The 17,594-nt window shown below is 62.5% G+C and carries 16 protein-coding genes; 5 read left to right on the top strand and 11 right to left on the bottom strand.

Translation table 11 applies throughout. The annotated features are described in order from the left end of the window. Nucleotides 1–5: 5 nt before the first annotated feature. Complete coding sequence (locus HX801_RS14185; protein WP_177022270.1) at nucleotides 6–1,976, bottom strand: MacB family efflux pump subunit; 1,971 nt, start codon at nucleotides 1,974–1,976, stop codon at nucleotides 6–8. Further along, nucleotides 1,977–3,149, bottom strand: a complete 1,173-nt coding sequence (locus HX801_RS14180; RefSeq protein ID WP_177022269.1) for an efflux RND transporter periplasmic adaptor subunit — start codon at nucleotides 3,147–3,149, stop codon at nucleotides 1,977–1,979. A gap of 256 nt (nucleotides 3,150–3,405) precedes the next feature. On the opposite strand from HX801_RS14180, the gene HX801_RS14175 reads away from it, so the two are divergent. The 4 genes from HX801_RS14175 (at nucleotide 3,406) to HX801_RS14160 (ending at nucleotide 7,472) form a co-directional block, all read left to right on the top strand. Beyond that, nucleotides 3,406–3,888 carry a sigma-70 family RNA polymerase sigma factor gene (locus tag HX801_RS14175; protein ID WP_032899291.1) on the top strand — a complete coding sequence of 161 codons (483 nt, stop codon included), beginning with the start codon at nucleotides 3,406–3,408 and terminating at the stop codon, nucleotides 3,886–3,888. A gap of 127 nt (nucleotides 3,889–4,015) precedes the next feature. Beyond that, entirely contained in the window at nucleotides 4,016–5,353 is a 1,338-nt protein-coding gene (locus tag HX801_RS14170; RefSeq protein WP_003208565.1) for a lysine N(6)-hydroxylase/L-ornithine N(5)-oxygenase family protein, read from the top strand. A 68-nt stretch (nucleotides 5,354–5,421) separates the two neighbouring features. Next, on the top strand, nucleotides 5,422–6,642 hold the full coding sequence (locus tag HX801_RS14165; RefSeq protein WP_177021070.1) for a putative DNA modification/repair radical SAM protein: 1,221 nt from the start codon (nucleotides 5,422–5,424) through the stop codon (nucleotides 6,640–6,642). Beyond that, a complete protein-coding gene (locus tag HX801_RS14160) occupies nucleotides 6,639–7,472 on the top strand; it encodes a TIGR03915 family putative DNA repair protein (RefSeq protein WP_003208569.1) in 834 nt (277 codons plus the stop codon). The genes HX801_RS14165 and HX801_RS14160 overlap by 4 nt, the downstream gene beginning before the upstream one ends. Before the next feature lie 119 nt (nucleotides 7,473–7,591). Here HX801_RS14160 and HX801_RS14155 read toward each other — a convergent pair whose 3' ends face one another. The 7 genes from HX801_RS14155 to ctlX all read right to left on the bottom strand — a co-directional run bounded on the left by HX801_RS14155 (nucleotide 7,592) and on the right by ctlX (nucleotide 13,676). After that, on the bottom strand, nucleotides 7,592–8,089 hold the full coding sequence (locus HX801_RS14155; RefSeq protein ID WP_003208571.1) for an Lrp/AsnC family transcriptional regulator: 498 nt from the start codon (nucleotides 8,087–8,089) through the stop codon (nucleotides 7,592–7,594). Nucleotides 8,090–8,101: 12 nt separating this feature from the next. Continuing rightward, nucleotides 8,102–8,947: an ABC transporter ATP-binding protein gene (locus tag HX801_RS14150; protein WP_003208573.1), complete on the bottom strand. Its 846-nt coding sequence runs from the start codon at nucleotides 8,945–8,947 to the stop codon at nucleotides 8,102–8,104. Between the two features lie 3 nt (nucleotides 8,948–8,950). Continuing rightward, nucleotides 8,951–9,664, bottom strand: coding sequence for an ABC transporter permease (locus HX801_RS14145; protein WP_003208574.1), 714 nt, complete (start codon nucleotides 9,662–9,664; stop codon nucleotides 8,951–8,953). Further along, nucleotides 9,661–10,362, bottom strand: a complete 702-nt coding sequence (locus HX801_RS14140; protein ID WP_177022268.1) for an ABC transporter permease — start codon at nucleotides 10,360–10,362, stop codon at nucleotides 9,661–9,663. Before HX801_RS14140 ends, HX801_RS14145 begins: the two co-directional genes overlap by 4 nt. 160 nt (nucleotides 10,363–10,522) lie before the next feature. Further along, complete coding sequence (locus HX801_RS14135; protein WP_003212870.1) at nucleotides 10,523–11,302, bottom strand: ABC transporter substrate-binding protein; 780 nt, start codon at nucleotides 11,300–11,302, stop codon at nucleotides 10,523–10,525. A gap of 389 nt (nucleotides 11,303–11,691) precedes the next feature. Next, entirely contained in the window at nucleotides 11,692–12,738 is a 1,047-nt protein-coding gene (locus tag HX801_RS14130; RefSeq protein ID WP_087694492.1) for an ornithine cyclodeaminase, read from the bottom strand. Between the two features lie 11 nt (nucleotides 12,739–12,749). Then, nucleotides 12,750–13,676, bottom strand: a complete 927-nt coding sequence (gene ctlX / locus HX801_RS14125) for a citrulline utilization hydrolase CtlX (protein WP_003212867.1) — start codon at nucleotides 13,674–13,676, stop codon at nucleotides 12,750–12,752. Between the two features lie 284 nt (nucleotides 13,677–13,960). On the opposite strand from ctlX, the gene HX801_RS14120 reads away from it, so the two are divergent. Continuing rightward, a complete protein-coding gene (locus HX801_RS14120) occupies nucleotides 13,961–14,857 on the top strand; it encodes a GNAT family acetyltransferase (RefSeq protein ID WP_008434482.1) in 897 nt (298 codons plus the stop codon). A gap of 140 nt (nucleotides 14,858–14,997) precedes the next feature. Here the strand turns inward: HX801_RS14120 and HX801_RS14115 are convergent, their stop codons facing one another. Together HX801_RS14115 and lpdA are read right to left on the bottom strand one after the other, a co-directional pair. Beyond that, the gene (locus HX801_RS14115) at nucleotides 14,998–16,017 is read right to left on the bottom strand and encodes a branched-chain amino acid aminotransferase (protein WP_003212864.1); all 1,020 of its coding nucleotides are present in this window, start codon (nucleotides 16,015–16,017) and stop codon (nucleotides 14,998–15,000) included. 195 nt (nucleotides 16,018–16,212) lie between these two features. Further along, nucleotides 16,213–17,592, bottom strand: coding sequence for a dihydrolipoyl dehydrogenase (gene lpdA, locus HX801_RS14110; RefSeq protein ID WP_177022267.1), 1,380 nt, complete (start codon nucleotides 17,590–17,592; stop codon nucleotides 16,213–16,215). Between the last annotated feature and the right edge of the window lie 2 nt (nucleotides 17,593–17,594).

Raw genomic sequence — 17,594 nt, 5'->3', positions numbered from 1 at the left:
GGCGATCATTCACTGGTAAGGGCCTTGACCGGGTCAAGTCGAGCGGCTTTGCGGGCCGGCATGAAACCGAAGATAACGCCGGTGACCAGGGCGCAGAAGAAGGCCCCCACGGCGGCCGGAATCGAGAACGCGACGGCCACGTTGCTGAGGATCAGCACGCCGCCCACCAGCAGGGCGAGGCCGATGCCGGTGACGCCGCCGACCACAGAGAGCATCACCGCTTCAGTGAGGAACTGGCGCAGGATGTCCCGCTGCCGCGCCCCGGTGGCCATGCGAATGCCGATTTCCCGGGTGCGTTCACGTACGGTCATCAGCATGATATTCATCACCCCGATACCTCCCACCAGCAGCGAAATCGCGGCAATCGAGCCGAGCATCAGTGACAAGGTATTCTGGGTGCGTGCCTCGGCCTGGATCATCGCGGCATTGTTGGTCAGTTCAAAGTCGTGCTTGCCGTTGTGCAGGCGCAGCAACAACTGATTGATAGCCTGTTCGGCGTCGTGCACGTTGCGCGCGTCGGCGGCGGCAATCACTACGTATTCGGGGTTATAGCTGCCGAACAAGCGCACGCTGGCGGCAGAGTAGGGGATGGCGATACGGTCGTCGCTGTCTTTGTCGCCGGAGCTGGCGCCTTTTTCGGCGAGCACACCGACCACCTGGAATGGAACGTTTTCGATCAGGATGTATTGCCCGATCGGGTCGGTCACATCCTTGAACAGCTTGTCGCGTACCCGTTTGCCGATCACTGCCACCGTGGCTCCGGCGCGCTCGTCGGCCTCGGTGAAGTAACTCCCCTCGACCACTGGCCAGTTGAAAATGGCCGGGAAATTGGTGTCATTGCCCCCGACATACGCCATATGGTCGACGTTGCCAAAGCGCACCCCGGCCTCTGCGCCGTTCACCGGCATGATGCGCTTGACCTGAGGCAGGGCCGCCAGGGCGGCCACGTCGTTGAGGGTGATCACGCCGGGTGGTGTGCGCGGGTTGGGCGCCGACCCGCTGACGTAGAGGATATTGGAGCCGAAAGCGCCCATCTGCGCCATCACCTGGCGCTTGCTGCCTTCGCCCACCGCCAGCATCACCACCACCGACGCCACGCCGATGATGATCCCCAGCAGCGTCAGCGCCGTGCGAAAACGGTTGATCCACATCACCCGCCACGCGGCTTGCACGGCATCCAGCAGCTCGGCTTTCCAGGCGCCGTTGTGCTCGGCGCCATCGGCCAGGCGCTGGCGCAGGTCCACGGCTTGCAACGCGCCGGAGATGGCCACGGGGGGCGTCTCGCTGGTCTCGGCAGAGTCGCTGATGATCAGCCCGTCGCGGATCTCGATGATGCGATTGGCCCGCGCCGCGACTTCGCGGTCGTGGGTGATCAGGATGACCACGTGGCCCTGGCTGGCCAGTTCGTCCAGCAGGGTCATGACCTCCGCGCCGCTGTGGCTGTCGAGGGCGCCGGTGGGTTCGTCGGCGAGGATGATATGCCCGCCGTTCATCAATGCCCGGGCAATCGACACCCGTTGTTGCTGGCCGCCGGAAAGCTGGTGCGGGCGGTTGCCGGTGCGCTCGGCCAGGCCCAGGCGCGTGAGCAGGGCCTTGGCGCGGGCATGGCGTTCGGCGGCGCTGATGCCGGCATAGATCGCCGGCATCTCGACGTTTTCCTGGGCCGAGCCGGAAGGGATCAGGTGATAGCCCTGGAACACGAAACCGAAGGCCTCGCGGCGCAGCCAGGCGAGTTCGTCGCTGTCGAGCTGGGCGACGTTCTCTCCGGCGAACAGGTAGTCGCCCTCGGTGGGGCGGTCGAGGCAGCCGAGGATATTCATCAGCGTGGATTTGCCGGAGCCGGAGGCGCCGACAATCGCCACGAATTCCCCGGCATGGATCGCCAGGTCGATGCCGCGCAGCACATCAACCTGCGGCGTGTCGCCGCCGCCGTAGGATTTGCGGATGCCCTTGAGTTCGATCAGTGGGGTCGACATTCAACCTCCGCTGCCATCGGCCGGGCCGATCAGCAGGTGATCGCCTTCGTTCAGGCCTTCCAGCACCTGGACTCGCAGGCGGTCGCTGAGGCCCAGGCGGATTTCGCGTTGCTCGATGCTGCCGTTTTTCGCCACCACGCGGGCGATCTGTTTGTCGCCGCCGAGGCTGCCTTGCAGGGCGGCAACCGGCGCGGTCAGGGTGTCCCTGGCCTGGCCGGCGACGAAGAATACCTGGGTGGTCATTTCCGCCATCAAGGCGTTATCGGTGTTGTCGACGTCCAGCAGCACCGTGTAAAGCACCACTCGCCCGGTGCCGCTTTTGCTGGCGCTGCTCGGGCTGCCACCGCCCTGGCTGGTTTCGTTGAGCGGCTTGGGCGGGATCGGCAAAATCTGCCGCACGGTGCTGGTCCAGCGTCGGCTGCCGCCGCTCAGGGTGGTGAAGTAGGCCGTCATGCCGGGTTTGACATGGCCGATGTCGGCTTCCGAGACTTCGGCCCATACGGTCATCGGCGAAAGCTTGGCGATCCGCAGGATCAGCGGGGTTTGCTGCTGGGCGTTGAGGGTCTGGCCTTCCCGGGCGTCCACCGCGACCACGGTGCCGCTCATTGGCGCATAAATGCGCGTGTAGCCCAACTCTGCCTCGTCACTGCGCAGGCTGGCCCTGGCCTGGCGAATCTGCGCCAGGAACATGTCGACCCGCGCCTGGGTGGCGCTCAGTTCGGCCCTGGCAGTTTGCACGTCTTCTTCCCGGGTGGCGTTACCGGCTTCCAGGCGTTGCTGGCGCTGGTACTTCTGGCGAGCCAGTTCGTGCTGGGCCCGTTGCTCCTGCAACTGGGCCTGCAGGTTCTCGATGGCGTAGCGGCTGGCGTCGAGCTTGGCTTTTTGCGTCGAGGGGTCGATCTCTACCAGCAATTGGCCTTCCTTGACCTGGGCACCGGCCTCGACGTGAATCTTCTGGATCTGTCCGGACGCCTGGGCGCCCACGTCGACGTAGCGCCGGGGTTGCAGGGTGCCCAGGGCCGTGACGCTGCTTTCGATATCGCCCCGGGTCACGGTGACGGTCGCCAGCTTGTCCCGGCCCGGCGGCAGGACCTGCCAGGCAGCTAAAGCGATGACGGGGATCAGGCACGCGACCACAAGCAGGGCGCGTCGGGCAGGTCGAGGACGTTTCATGCAGAGTTCCAGCCAGGAAAGATCGGCCCGCAGGAGCGGGAAGCTGACAGGTAGACGAGGAAATTGTCCGGGGATTTAGGCCGTTACATATGCCGTTACAGGTGTGTCAGGCAAAATAATTGGCCGGCGTTGCAAGTCTTGTTTAAAACTAGATGAGAATTACTATAAATTACACGCACCTCAAACTGCCATCATCGAATCGGCCGTTATCTTCGTACTCAAAGGACCTAATGCCGCCTACAGGCGGTCGGGAGTCATGTTGGAAAACTACTATCGCGAGCTGGTGTGTTTCCTCAACGCCAAGCTGGGCAACCGTCAGGTGGCCGAAGATGTGGTGCATGACGCTTATGTGCGGGTGCTGGGGCGTGCCAGTGAGGTCCCGATCGAGCAGCCCCGGGCGTTTCTCTATCGCACGGCGCTGAACCTGGTGATCGACGGTCATCGGCGCAACGCCCTGCGCCAGGATGAACCCCTGGAAGTACTCGACAGCGAGGAGCGTTTTTCGCTGTCTTCGCCCCATCACTGCCTGGACCACGGCCAGCGCCTGGAAATGCTTGAGCGCGCGCTGGCCGAGCTGCCGGCGCTCTGCCGTGACAGTTTCCTGCTGCGCAAGCTCGACGGCCTGTCCCACCTGCAAATCGCCGAGCGCCTGGGTATTTCCCGCGCGCTGGTGGAAAAACACATCGTCAATGCCATGAAGCATTGCCGGGCGCGCATGCGTGAGTGGGATGCGCACTGATTCCAGCGTTAGCTAAATTTTATTTCATTGTCCTCGTCTCCTATCAACACACGACCTGTTGCTGTGCCTTCAGGTCTCTGAGGCTTTCCCGCCCCACTGCCACGGGGCTTATCCAGAGGACACTGGAATGACACAGGCAATTGCATCGCCCGCCGTTCACGACCTGATCGGTATCGGGTTCGGCCCTTCGAACCTGGCGCTGGCCATCGCCCTGCAGGAACGCGAGAAAGCCCAGGGCAAACTGGACGTGCTGTTCCTCGACAAACAGGCCGACTACCGCTGGCACGGCAACACCCTGGTCACCCAGAGTGAATTGCAGATTTCCTTCCTCAAGGACCTGGTGACCCTGCGCAATCCCACCAGCCCTTATTCCTTCGTCAATTACCTGAAGGCCCACGGGCGCCTGGTGGATTTCATCAACCTGGGTACCTTCTATCCGTGCCGCATGGAGTACAACGACTACCTGCGCTGGGTCTCCGGGCAGTTCCAGGCGCAAAGCCGCTACGGCGAGGAAGTGCTGGCCATCGAGCCGATCCTGCATCAGCAGCAGGTAGAGGCGCTGCGGGTGATTTCCCGGGACGCCCAGGGTGAACAGCACGTGCGCACCACCCGCTCGGTGGTGGTCAGCGCCGGTGGTACGCCGCGTATTCCGGCGTCGTTCAAGGCGCTCAAGGATGACGGTCGGGTGTTCCATCACTCCCAGTACCTGGAACGCATGGCCCAGCAACCGTGTGTCGACGGCAAGCCGATGCGCATCGCGATCATCGGTGGTGGCCAGAGCGCAGCCGAGGCGTTTATCGACCTCAACGACAGCTTCCCGTCGGTGCAGGTCGACATGATCCTGCGCGGCTCGGCCCTCAAGCCTGCGGATGACAGCCCGTTCGTCAACGAAGTGTTCTCGCCGGAGTTCACCGACCTGGTGTTCCAGCAGAACGGCAGCGAGCGCGAGCGCCTGGTCAACGAATACCACAACACCAACTATTCGGTGGTGGACCTGGACCTGATCGAGCGCATCTACGGGATCTTCTACCGCCAGAAAGTTTCCGGCATTGCCCGTCACGCGTTCCGTACCCTGACCACCGTGGAAAAAGCCACGGCCGGGCCGCTGGGTGTGGAGTTGGCGCTGCGCAACAACGCCACCGGCGAAACCAGCCTCAACCATTACGATGCCGTCGTACTGGCCACCGGTTACGAGCGCCAGATGCATCGTCAGTTGCTCGCACCGTTGGCCGACTATATGGGCGACTTTGAAGTCAGCCGCGACTACCGCATCGTCACCGACGAGCGCTGCAAGGCCGGCATCTACATGCAGGGCTTCAGCCAGGCCAGCCATGGCCTGAGCGATACCTTGCTGTCGATCCTGCCGATCCGTGCCGACGAGATTGCTGCGTCGCTGTACGAACACGACCGCAGCCGCGGCAAGAGCCGTTCGGTGCAGGACGTGTTGCTGGCCACCGCCAGCTGACAGGCTGCACTTGAACCGCGGGGGCGGCTGCTGATACTGTACAAAAAACCAGTATCGGTAGAAGCCCCATGCAGTTGATCGAAAAACTCAGCATCCTCGCCGACGCCGCCAAGTACGACGCGTCCTGCGCCAGCAGCGGTGCGCCCCAGCGCAGCTCGGAAGGCAAGGCGGGGCTGGGTTCCACCGATGGCATGGGCATCTGCCACAGCTACACGCCCGACGGTCGCTGCGTGTCGTTGCTCAAGGTGCTGCTGACCAACTTCTGCCTCTACGACTGCCAATACTGCGTCAACCGCCGCTCCAGCGACGTGCCCCGTGCACGCTTCAGCCCGGAGGAGGTGGTGACCCTGACCCTCGACTTTTACCGGCGCAACTGCGTCAGCGGGCTGTTTCTCAGCTCCGGCATCATCCGTTCGGCCGACTACACCATGGAGCAGCTGGTGCGGGTGGCCAAACTGCTGCGCGAAGAGCATGACTTTCGCGGCTATATCCACCTCAAGACCATTCCCGAAGCCGACCCGGCACTGATTGCCGAGGCGGGGCGGTATGCCGATCGCCTCAGCGTGAATATCGAGTTGCCAACGGACAAGAGCCTGCAAACCCTGGCGCCCGAGAAGCAGATCGTCTCGATCAAGCAGGCCATGCAAACCATCTATACCGGTGAGCAGACGGTGCTCAACGAACCCCGCGCGCCGCGTTTCGCGCCGGCCGGGCAGAGCACGCAGATGATCGTCGGCGCCGATGACACCGACGACAGCACCATCCTCCACAGCGCCGAGGCGTTGTACGGCAATTTCAAACTGCGCCGGGTGTATTACTCGGCGTTCAGCCCGATCCCCAACAGCCCGAAAAGCGTGCCCCTGGCCGCGCCGCCGCTGATGCGCGAGCACCGCTTGTACCAGGCGGATTTCCTGTTGCGCAGCTACGGGTTCAGCGCCAATGAACTGTTTGAAGGGCCGGGCGACCTGGCCCTGGATATCGACCCCAAGCTGGCCTGGGCGCTGGAGCACCGCGAGGTGTTCCCGCTGGACTTGAACCGGGCCGAGCCGACGCTTATTGCGCGCATTCCCGGAATTGGCCTGCGTACCACCCAGCGGCTGGTGGACCTGCGTCGCCAGCGCAAGATCCGCTTCGAAGACCTGGCGCGCATGCGCTGTGTGCTGACCAAGGCCAAGCCGTTTTTCATCACCAGCGACTACCACCCGCAGCAAGCGGAAAGCACCAGCGTGCTGCTGCGCGAACAACTGCGCGACCGCCCGCAGCCGCAGCAAATGGGGCTGTGGGGATGATCAGCCTGGAATGCGACAACCTGTTCAGCACCTGGCGCGAGCAGGCGCGCTGGTTGCTCAGCCATCAGATCGACCCCAGCCACGTGAGTTGGGGCGTGGCCGAGGTGGCGGACCTGTTTGCCACCGACGAGCAGTACCCGGCCGAGTGCGGGCCGTTCCAGGCGCGGATTCCCAAGGCGCTGCTGGAGCTGCTGGAGTCTGCCGCGTGTTATCACGGTGAACAGCGCTGGAGCCTGTTGTATGAGGTGCTGTGGCGCGTCAGCCATGGGGACCGCACGGCGATGATGTCGGGGGACAAGCTGGGCAGCGAATTGCAGCGGCGGATCAAGCAGGTGCAGCGCGAGGCCCATCACCTGCATGCGTTTGTGCGGTTTATCGCATTGCCGGCAGAGGCGGGGCCGCAGTTGCCGGAGTACGTGGCGTGGCATGAGCCGGCCCACGATATCTTGAAGGTGGCCAGCCAGCATTTTGTCGGGCGCATGGGGCGTCATCGCTGGATGATCGCCACGCCCCTGGATGGGGTTTATTACGACGGGGAGCAGTTGATTCACCAGCGGCAATGCCCGGTGGAATGGCAGGCGTTGGCGCAGAATGTCGAGGATCCCCACAGTGCGATGTGGTTGACGTACTACAGCCATATCTTTAACCCGGCGCGGTTGAATCCGAAGGTGATGGAAGGGCATTTGCCGAGCCGGTTCTGGAAGAATCTGCCGGAGGGCAAGTTGATTCCGGGACTGATCAGCGAGGCGCGTACGGGCAAGCAGCGGGATGGGCAGGCGAAGATGATTGGGGCGCGTCCAGGCAAGCGAATTTCAAGCGGGCACGGTTAAAGGTGGGAGCGGGCTTGCTCGCGAATGCGGTGTGTCAGCAGCACATCCAGCGACTGATACACCGCATTCGCGAGCAAGCCCGCTCCCACATTTGATCTCTATTGCCTGTAGGGGCGGGTTCAGGCCAGTTCGGTGGCGGTGTTTTTTACGACCGCCAGCTCGGGATGCGCCACCAATTTATCGATGTGCAATTCATCATTGTTCAGCCAGGTTTCCGTCAGCACGCGGTAGTGCTCCATGTCCCGGCAGCGCATGCGCAGGCTGTAGTCGAACGGCCCGCTGATCAACTGGCACTCGAACACTTGCGGGCAGGCTTTGACACATGCCTCGAACGCCTTCTGCGCCGAGCGCCCGCTCTGGTTGGAGAGGGCCACCAGCACCAGCAGTGACAGCCCCGGCGAGACCATCTGCACGTCGATGATCGCCCCATAACCCCGGATGACCCCGCGTCGTTCCAGCTTGCGTACCCGTTCCAGGCACGGCCTGGGCGTCAGGTGCACCAGCGACGAGAGTTTTTCGTAGGTGATGCGTCCCTGGTGCCGTAACACGTCGATGATGGCTTCATCGATGCGGTCCAGCACAGGTGAGGCGTTCGGTCCGGTGGCCTTGGTATCCATGGTGTGTGGTGTTCACTTCAATCGGTTGGAAAGAAATTGCTGCAAGCGTTCGCTGTTCGGCTGGTCGAGGATTTCGGCTCCGCCTTGTTCCTCGACGCGGCCCTGATGCAGGAACAGCACTTGGCTGGACACCTGGCGGGCAAAGCCCATTTCGTGGGTGACCATGAGCATGGTACGACCTTCCTCCGCCAACGTCTGTATGACTTTGAGCACTTCTCCTACAAGTTCAGGGTCGAGGGCCGAAGTGGGTTCGTCGAACAGAATGATCTCCGGTTCCATCGCCAGGGCCCGAGCGATGGCCACGCGCTGTTGCTGGCCGCCGGAGAGGAATGCCGGGTATTGGTCCGCCACCCGGCCCGGCAGGCCGACCTTGTCGAGGTACAGGCGTGCGCGTTTTTCCGCCTCGGCGGCGCTCACCCCCAGCACCCGGCGCGGCGCCATGGTGATGTTTTCCAGCACGGTCATGTGGCTCCACAGGTTGAAGTGCTGGAACACCATGGCCAGGCGGGTGCGCAGGTTCTGCAATTGCGCCTGGTGCGGCGCGCGCGTGCCGGCGCGGCCTTGCTGCATTTCGATGCTGATGCCATCGAGGGTGATAACCCCGGCGTCCGGCTGTTCGAGGAAGTTGATGCAGCGCAGCATCGTGCTCTTGCCGGAGCCGCTGGCGCCGATCAGGCTGATCACGTCGCCGTTGCGCGCGTTCAGTGAAACGCCCTTGAGCACCTCATGCTCGCCATAGCGTTTGTGCAGGCCTTCGACCTGGAGTTTGACGTTGGCGTTTTCGGCCACGGCGACCGGCTGGGTAGCGGGGCGTACATCGGTGGGATAAGCGGCCAGGGCCTGCGCGGACTGATTCATGGGTTAGCCTCGGGTAGGAACAAGAAAACGCATCCAGCGACGTTCGGCCAGTCGAAACAGGCCCACCAGTGCAAAGGACAGCAGCATGTACAACAGGGCAGCGATGCCGAAGGCCTGGAACGTCAGGAACGTCTCGGCGTTGGCGTCGCGGGCCACCTTGAGGATGTCGGCAATGGTGGCGGTGAACGCCAGGGACGTGGCGTGCAGCATCAGGATCATTTCATTGCTGTAGGCCGGCAGTGCGCGACGCAGTGCGGCGGGCACTACCACAAACAGGTTCAGGCGCCAGCCATGCAGGCCGTAGGCCTTGGCGGCTTCGATCTCGCCGTGGGGGATGTTGCGAATCGCCCCGGCAAAGATTTCCACGGTGTAGGCGCACGTGTTCAATACAAACGCCAGCAGCGTGCAGTTCAGTGCATTGCGAAAAAACTGGTTGAGCAGGGCGTTGTCCTGCACCACGTCCAGGCCATAGAGGCCGGTGTAGCAAATCAGCAACTGGATATACAGCGGCGTGCCGCGAAACAGGTAGGTGTAGACCTCCACTGGCCAGCGAATCCAGAAGTGTTCCGAGACCCGCGCGATCGCCAGCGGGATCGACAGGATGAAGCCCAGCACCACCGAGATAATGAACAGCCACAGGGTCATCGCCACCCCGGAAAAGCCGTTACCGTCGGTGAACAGGTAGGCCAGGCCGTATTGCTGGATCAGTTCGATCATCGCGCCATCCCCTTGATGCCCAAGTTGTAGCGCCGTTCCAGGCGTTTGAAGATGCGGTTGGAGAGGGTGGTGATCACCAGGTACACCAGGCCCGCGAGGATCAGGAAATACAGCGGGTCATTGGTGGTCTTGCCGGCGTTTTGTGCGGCCTTGACCAGGTCTGACAGGCCGATGATCGACACCAGCGCGGTGGACTTGAGCAGCACCAGCCAGTTGTTGCCCAGGCCCGGCAGGGCAAAGCGCATCAGTTGCGGGAACAGCACCAGGCGAAAGCGCTGCCAGCGGCTCAGGCCGTAGGCGGTGGCGGCTTCGAGTTGGCCGGCGGGCACGCTGAGAATCGCCCCGCGAAAGTTTTCGGTGAAATACGCACCGTAGATAAAACCGAGGGTGATGACACCGGCGGTGAACGGGTCGATTTCGAAGTAGGCCCAGCCGAGCATTTCACTCAGGTCGTTCAGCCACAGTTGCAGGCTGTAGAAAATCAGCAGGATCAGCACCAGGTCCGGCACGCTGCGAATCAGCGTGGTGTAGAGCGTGGCCGGAACCCGCAGCAGCTTGACGCTGGAGAGCTTGGCGGCGGCGGCGAGCAGTCCCAGGGACAGGCTCAGCAGCAGCGCCAGGAACGCCAGCTTGACCGTCATCCAGGCACCCTGGGCCAGCAGCGGGCCGAAGCCTTGCAAGTTGAGGAGTTCATTCATGGGAAGTATCTCGATGGGGCGCAGAGTTTTACGGTGGGAGCGAGCTTGTGTGGGAGCGGGCTTGCTCGCGAAGACAGAGTTTCAGTCAATACATGTGTGACTGACCCACCGCTTTCGCGAGCAAGCCCGCTCCCACACAAGCTCGCTCCCACATGAGGCGTCACTCGTTGTAGATATCCTGATCGCCGAAGTATTTCTTCTGGATCTGTGTGTAGGTGCCATCGGCCTGGACGGCGGCGATGCCTTTGTTGATCAGCTCCACCAGGTCCTTGTCGTTCTTGCGCAGGCCCATGGCGATGTCGAGCGGCAGGGTCGGGTCCTTGAAGGCCGGGCCGGTCTTGAAGTCGGCGCCTTCAGGTTTGGACAGGAAGTTGAGCTGGGCTTCCAGCTTGTCGGTCAGGGTGGCGTCGAGACGACCGTTTTGCAGGTCGGCGTAGTTCTGTTCCTGGGACTGGTACGCCTTGATCTGCGCGCCGAGCTTGGCCAGGTGCGCACGGGCGTAGGCTTCCTGCAGCGAGCCTTGCAGCACGCCGACCTGTTTGCCTTTCAGGGATTCGGGGGTGTCGCCGAAGTCGGCGCTTTTGCGGGTGATCACCGAGGTCGGGCTGAGGAACAGCCGGTCGCTGAAGTCGATGACTTTCTGGCGGGCCGGGGTCACGGCCATGGAGGACATGATGGCGTCGAACTTGCGGGCGCGCAGGGCCGGGATCATGCCGTCGAATTCGTTGTGGACCCACACGCATTTGACTTCCAGCTTGGCGCAGATGGCGTTGCCCAGGTCGATGTCGAAACCTTGCAGGCTGCCGTCGGCGGCGACGGATTCAAACGGTGGGTATTCGGGGAAAACCCCAAAGCGGATTTCTTTCCATTCCTGAGCCTGGGCAGCGGTTGCGGCCAATGGCAGGAGCAGCGCAGCGAAAAGTGATCGGAGCGGAGTCATGTGTATTCCCTATATTTTGTAATTGATGTCAGGGCAGTAGAAAAGTTGAAAGCTAAGGCGAGCTGGCTTTTGTGGCGAGGGAGCTTGCTCCCGCTGGGCTGCGCAGCGGCCCCAAAATCCTGGGAGCGCTACGCACTCCAGCGGGAGCAAGCTCCCTCGCCACATTGGGCTGCCTCACCATTGGGTGCCTCGCCACATTGGGCTGTTTGTTGTCAGAGAGAATGCTTCAAGATGGTGCGTTTTTTGTGTCGTTTACCCCTGCCGCGGCGGGCGGAATGTGCTGTTAAAACGCGGGTCACAGCGGAAACGGCTGCGGCACCCGCTGAATCGGCTTGTTGACCGGGTTTTTCCGGCCTGCCTTTCACGCAAAGCGGCAGGCCAGAGCGGTCTCAGGCGCGCTTTTTCTGCTGTGCCACCGGTGCTTGGGCCAGGCGGGCAAACAGGTCCTTGGGGTCGGCAAGGTCCGGCACCAGTTCCAGTTCGCTGCCCACGTCCAGCGCCGTGGCCACGTCCAGTACGTAACGCAGGGCGGAGTAGTCTTCGATGGCAAAACCTACCGAGTCGAACAGGGTGACCTGGCGCGCGTTTTCGCGGCCTGGCGCCTGGCCGTTGATCACTTGCCACAGCTCGGTGACCGGCGAATCTTCCGGCATGTGCTGGATTTCGCCTTCGATGCGGCTTTGTGGCTCGTACTCGACAATCACGCGGGCCCGTTCGACGATTCGTCGGTCCAGTTCGGTCTTGCCGGGGCAGTCGCCACCGACGGCATTCAGGTGCATGCCCGGTTCGATCATCTCGTCCGTGAGGATGGTGGCGTAGGCCTTGTCGGCGGTGACGGTGGTGACGATGTCGGCGCCTTTCACGGCTTCGGCAACGCTGCCTGCCAGGATCACCTTGATCGCCGGGAAGGCTTTGAGGTTGGCGGCCAGTTTGGCGGTGGCCTTGGCGTCGATGTCGAACAGGCGGATTTCAGTGATGCCCAGCATCGCGTGGAAGGCCAGGGCCTGGAACTCACTCTGGGAGCCGTTGCCGATCAGCGCCATGCTGCGGCTGTTGTCCCGGGCCAGGTAGCGCGCCACCAGGGCCGAGGTGGCGGCCGTGCGGATCGCGGTGGTCAGGGTCATTTCCGCCAGCAGTACCGGTTTGCCGGTGTCCACATCACCCAGGGCGCCGAAGGCCATGACGGTGAGCATGCCGCTCTGGGTGTTTTTCGGGTGGCCGTTCACGTATTTGAAGGCGTACAGCGACGCGTCGGACACCGGCATCAGCTCGATCACGCCCTCGGGCGAGTGGTTGGCCAGGCGCGCGCATTTTTCAAAGTCCTGCCAGCGCAGGTAGTCGGCGCGGATGTACTCGGCCATCTCGGTAATGCAGGTTTGCAGGCCTTTTTGCGAAACCAGGTAGCTCAAGTCGTTGACGTCGATATAGCGGGTCATGGGAAGACTCCTTATTGAAATGAGGGGCGGGTGGGCAGATGCACTTCCGCCAACATGCAGCGGGCACTGCCGCCGCCGATGCGTTCGATGTTGTCGATGTTCACCACCACCGGCCGGGTGTGACGCTCCACATGCTGACGCTGGGCGGGCTTGAGGGAGCCCCAGGCGCTGGCCGACATCACCAGCAGCGGCTGGCCGTCGCGGTCGTGGACTTCCAGCATGTTGCCGGCGAAGGCTTCCAACTGATCGAAGTCCAGGGCGACGATGTCTTTGCCGGTATCGCGCAGGGAGCGTTCAAGGGCCTGGCGCTCGTGGTCATCGGGCAGGGCTTGCAGGCACACCACGGAGAGGTCGCGGCCGACACTCATCATTACGTTGCTGTGGTAGATCGGCGCGTGGTGGCGGTCGACGGCGTGGAATACGCAGACCTGGTAGTCAAGGCGTTCGGCGAACTGGCGGAGGGCATCCTGATGGGTACGCCCGGAATGGCAGGCGTAGCTGATGCGGTGCTGGCGGTCGAGGACCATGCTGCCGGTGCCTTCGAGGAACATGTTCTGTTGTTCGAGGTGGCTGAAGTCGATGGTGTTGTGGATCGCGAAGCGTTGCTCCAGCACTTGCAGCACGCCTTTGTCGCGTTCCAGTCGTCGGTTCCGGCCTTCCATCGGGTACAGCACCAGGCTGCCGTCGGCGTGGCTGCTCCACCAGTTGTTGGGGAAGATCGAATCCGGGGTATGGGGAGCGGGGGTGTCTTGTACCACCAGCACTTCCACGCCGTGGTGGCGCAGGGTGTCGACGTAGCCGTCGAACTCTTCCAGCGCTTTCTGCTGTGCCGCCAACGGGTCGAGGGGCGCACGCTGGAAGCGGTTGTTGATCGCGGTGTCCGGGTTGAAGGCGAAGTGCGCCGGGCGGATCATCAGGACGGTGTTGGTGGTTTGCATGGGGGCACGGGTCCATGGGTTGGGCAGTGAGGCTATTTTGTGCGGTGTGAAGGAAGAATCCCGGCTGAACTGAGGGGGTGGCTCAGCCGGGAAAGCTGAAAAGTGGGGTGGGGCAGCCGAATCGGCTGTGGAGGTGAGTGGAGATCAAAATGTGGGAGCGGGCTTGCTCGCGAAAGCGGTGGGTCAGTTAATAAATTCGGTGGCTGATACACCGCCTTCGCGAGCAAGCCCGCTCCCACATTGGTATTGTGTTGCCTGAGGTTTTTTGTCTGGATGGAGAAACCATGCCCACTGAAGTTCGTCTCGCCCAAACTACCGATGCCGAGGGCATCAGCCAGGTCATCCTGGCGGCCCTGCATGACAGCAACGCCCGGGATTATCCGGCGGATGTGATTGCGCGGGTGGCGAGCAACTTTACTCCCGAGGCTGTCGTGGCGTTGCTCGCGCGTCGAACGGTGCTGGTGGCCATTCAGGATGAGGTGATCGTTGCCACGGCGGCACTTGACGCCAATGTGGTGCGCTCGGTCTTCGTCAATCCGGCGCTGCAAGGGCAGGGCATCGGGCGCTTGCTGATGATTGAAATCGAGCTGCGTGCCCGGGAAGCCGGGGTGACCTTGTTGCATGTGCCGTCTTCGCTGACGGCCGAGCCGTTCTACACCAAGCTGGGTTTCCACACGGTGCGCGATGTCTACCATGGCAATGAACGCACGCTGGTGATGGAGAAGGCGTTGTCATCCCGCCATCCCATCGGCGTCTATCGCGATCGGGCCCATCGGGCGCAGGTGGTGGCGTTGTGGCAGGCGGCGTTTGGTTATGACGCGGCGCATAACCTGCCGAGCCTGGCGATCGACAAGAAGCTGGCGGTCAACGATGGGTTGTTCTTCGTGGCCACCGACAAGAAGGCGGTGATCGGCACTATCCTCGCCGGCTACGACGGGCATCGTGGCTGGTTGTATTCAGTGGCGGTGCACAACGACTATCGCCGCCAGGGCCTGGGCGCCTCGTTGGTGCGGCATGCGGAGCAGGCGTTGACGGCGCTGGGTTGCATGAAGATCAACCTGCAGATCACCAGTGGCAATGACGCGGTGATGGGGTTTTATGAGGCGCTGGGTTATGGCGCGGAGCCGCGGATCAGCATGGGCAAGAAGATCCTGGAAAACATCCCGATGGATAAGGCCTGAAGCCCGGTTTTCCAAACGCTGGAAACCAAATGTGGGAGCGGGCTTGCTCGCGAATGCGGTGTATCAGTCAATAAATCTGTCGACTGACACTCCGTATTCGCGAGCAAGCCCGCTCCCACAGTTTGGTTTTGCAGTGTTGCTTAGACCTTGACGATCCAGCCCTCAGGCGCTTCGACGTCGCCGGACTGTACGCCAGTCAGCTCTTTGTAGAGCTTCTGGGTGACCGGGCCGACTTCTTTTTCGCTGTAGAACACGTGCAGCTTGTCTTTGTACTCGATGCCGCCGATCGGGGTGATCACGGCGGCGGTGCCGCAGGCGCCGGCTTCCTTGAAGTCCGACAGCTTGTCGATCAGCACGTCGCCTTCAACCACTTCCAGGCCCAGGCGCGATTTTGCCAGCTCGATCAGCGACAGGCGGGTGATGCCTGGCAACACCGACGGCGAGTTCGGGGTGACGAACTTGTTGTCGTGGGTGATCCCGAAGAAGTTGGCCGAGCCGACTTCTTCGATCTTCGAGTGGGTGGCCGGGTCGAGGTAGATGCAGTCGGCGAAGTTGGCTTTTTTCGCCAGGGAACCGGGCATCAGGCTGGCGGCGTAGTTGCCACCGACCTTGGCGGCGCCGGTGCCGTTGGGAGCCGCACGGTCGTAGCCGGAGATCAGGAAGTTGTGCGGGGTCAGGCCGCCCTTGAAGTAGGCGCCGACCGGGATGCAGAAGATCGAGAAGATGAATTCCGGCGCGGTGCGCACGCCGATGTTGTCACCGGTGCCGATCACGAACGGGCGCAGGTACAGCGCGCCGCCGGTGCCGTACGGCGGGATGAACCGCTCGTTGGCGCGGACCACTTCCTTGCAGGCTTCGATGAAGGCGTCGGTCGGCACTTGTGGCATCAGCAGGCGGCCACAGCTGCGCTGCATGCGCGCGGCATTCTGGTCGGGGCGGAACAGGTTGATCGAACCGTCCTTGCAGCGGTAGGCCTTGAGGCCTTCAAAGCATTGCTGGCCGTAGTGCAGGGCGGTGGAGCCCTCGCTGATGTGCAGCACGTTGTCGTCGGTCAGGGTGCCTTTTTGCCACTCGCCGTCTTTCCAGGTCTGGAGGAAACGCTTGTCGGTCTTGATGTAGTCAAAACCCAGCTTGTCCCAATTGATGCTTTCGTTACCCATGACACCCTCTATCTTTTGTCAACCGCCTGGTCGAAGGCAGGCTTATGGTTTATTTCTGGATGGGAGCAACAATACTTCATTCTTGGCTTGTGTGGGAGCGGGCTTGCTCGCGAATGCGGCGTGTCATTCGATGCATTCGGTGCTGATCCACCGCTTTCGCGAGCAAGCCCGCTCCCACATTTGAACTTCGCCATTTTATAGATGCAATGCATGCCCCAGGGCCCGCAGGGCTGCTTCCTGTACCGCTTCGCCGAGGGTCGGGTGGGCGTGGATGGTGCCCGCCACGTCTTCCAGGCGTGAACCCATTTCCAGGCTCAGGCCGAAGGCCGTGGACAGTTCCGAGACGCCAACGCCTACCGCCTGCCAGCCGACGATCAGGTGATTGTCGCGGCGCGCCACTACCCGCACGAAGCCGGTTTTCGACTCCAGGGTCATGGCCCGGCCATTGGCGGCGAACGGGAAGCTCGACACGATGCAGTCCAGCCCGGCCGCCCTGGCTTCGTCCGGGGTCTTGCCGACCACTACCAGTTCCGGGTCGGTGAAGCACACCGCCGGGATCGCGGCCGGGTTGAATTCGCGGGATTTACCGCTGATCAGTTCGGCGACCATTTCGCCCTGGGCCATGGCCCGGTGGGCGAGCATCGGTTCACCGCTGAGGTCGCCGATGGCCCACACATTGCGCATGCTGGTCTGGCAGCGGCTGTCGATCTTGATCGCCGAGCCGTTCATGTCCAGGTTCAAGGCTTCGAGGTTCCAGCCCTGGGTGTTGGGTTTGCGACCAACGGCAACCAGCACCTGGTCGGTTTCCAGCGACAGCGTCTCGCCGCTGGGGTCACGCACTTGCAGGGTGTTGTGCTCAAAACCGCTGACGCTGTGTTTCAGGAACACCTTCACCCCCAGTTGCTTCAGGGATTCGGCCACCGGTTGGGTCAGTTCGGCGTCGTAGGCCGGCAAAATCCGGTCCTGGGCCTCAACCACGCTGACCTCGGCACCGAGCTTGCGATAGGCAGTCCCCAATTCCAGGCCAATGTAGCCGCCGCCCACCACGATCAAGCGTTTCGGGATGCGTTTCGGCGCCAGGGCTTCGGTGGAGGAGATGATCGGCCCGCCAATCGGCAGCATCGGCAGGTTGACACTTTTCGAGCCGGTGGCCAGCAACAGGTGTTCACACTGGATGCGCTGGTCGCCGACATCGACGGTCTTGCCGTCCACGACCTTGGCCCAGCCCTGAATGACCTGGACCTTGTGTTTTTTCAGCAGCGCGGCTACGCCGGTGGTCAGGCGGTCGACGATGCCGTCTTTCCATTCAACGCTTTTGCCGATGTCCAGGGTCGGCACATCGACTTCGATACCCAACGGCGAACCCTGGCTGTGGTGCACGGTTTGCTGGAACTGTTCGGCGACATGGATCAGCGCCTTGGACGGAATGCAGCCGATGTTCAGGCAGGTGCCGCCCAGCGATTGGCCTTCCACCAGGATGGTCGGGATGCCCAGCTGGCCGGCGCGAATCGCTGCCACGTAACCGCCAGGCCCGCCGCCGATGATCAGCAGCGTGGTGTGCAATGTTTGAGACATGG

It is taken from the genome of Pseudomonas sp. G1002 (assembly GCF_013385455.1).
Classification (GTDB): Bacteria; Pseudomonadota; Gammaproteobacteria; order Pseudomonadales; family Pseudomonadaceae; genus Aquipseudomonas.
Note: the sequence above shows the minus strand (reverse complement) of the source record. Positions and strands in the feature narration are given on the sequence as shown.

Bases quoted from the DNA above. Each gene is read 5' to 3' on its own strand.
- HX801_RS14160 (WP_003208569.1), top strand. From the start codon at position 6,639: ATGATCAGCCTGGAATGCGACAACCTGTTCAGCACCTGGCGCGAGCAG.
- ctlX (WP_003212867.1), bottom strand. From the start codon at position 13,676: ATGCAAACCACCAACACCGTCCTGATGATCCGCCCGGCGCACTTCGCC.
- HX801_RS14180 (WP_177022269.1), bottom strand. From the start codon at position 3,149: ATGAAACGTCCTCGACCTGCCCGACGCGCCCTGCTTGTGGTCGCGTGC.
- HX801_RS14140 (WP_177022268.1), bottom strand. From the start codon at position 10,362: ATGAATGAACTCCTCAACTTGCAAGGCTTCGGCCCGCTGCTGGCCCAG.
- HX801_RS14185 (WP_177022270.1), bottom strand. From the start codon at position 1,976: ATGTCGACCCCACTGATCGAACTCAAGGGCATCCGCAAATCCTACGGC.
- HX801_RS14120 (WP_008434482.1), top strand. From the start codon at position 13,961: ATGCCCACTGAAGTTCGTCTCGCCCAAACTACCGATGCCGAGGGCATC.
- HX801_RS14115 (WP_003212864.1), bottom strand. From the start codon at position 16,017: ATGGGTAACGAAAGCATCAATTGGGACAAGCTGGGTTTTGACTACATC.
- HX801_RS14150 (WP_003208573.1), bottom strand. From the start codon at position 8,947: ATGAATCAGTCCGCGCAGGCCCTGGCCGCTTATCCCACCGATGTACGC.
- HX801_RS14130 (WP_087694492.1), bottom strand. From the start codon at position 12,738: ATGACCCGCTATATCGACGTCAACGACTTGAGCTACCTGGTTTCGCAA.
- HX801_RS14155 (WP_003208571.1), bottom strand. From the start codon at position 8,089: ATGGATACCAAGGCCACCGGACCGAACGCCTCACCTGTGCTGGACCGC.
- HX801_RS14165 (WP_177021070.1), top strand. From the start codon at position 5,422: ATGCAGTTGATCGAAAAACTCAGCATCCTCGCCGACGCCGCCAAGTAC.
- HX801_RS14170 (WP_003208565.1), top strand. From the start codon at position 4,016: ATGACACAGGCAATTGCATCGCCCGCCGTTCACGACCTGATCGGTATC.
- HX801_RS14135 (WP_003212870.1), bottom strand. From the start codon at position 11,302: ATGACTCCGCTCCGATCACTTTTCGCTGCGCTGCTCCTGCCATTGGCC.
- HX801_RS14145 (WP_003208574.1), bottom strand. From the start codon at position 9,664: ATGATCGAACTGATCCAGCAATACGGCCTGGCCTACCTGTTCACCGAC.
- lpdA (WP_177022267.1), bottom strand. From the start codon at position 17,592: ATGTCTCAAACATTGCACACCACGCTGCTGATCATCGGCGGCGGGCCT.
- HX801_RS14175 (WP_032899291.1), top strand. From the start codon at position 3,406: ATGTTGGAAAACTACTATCGCGAGCTGGTGTGTTTCCTCAACGCCAAG.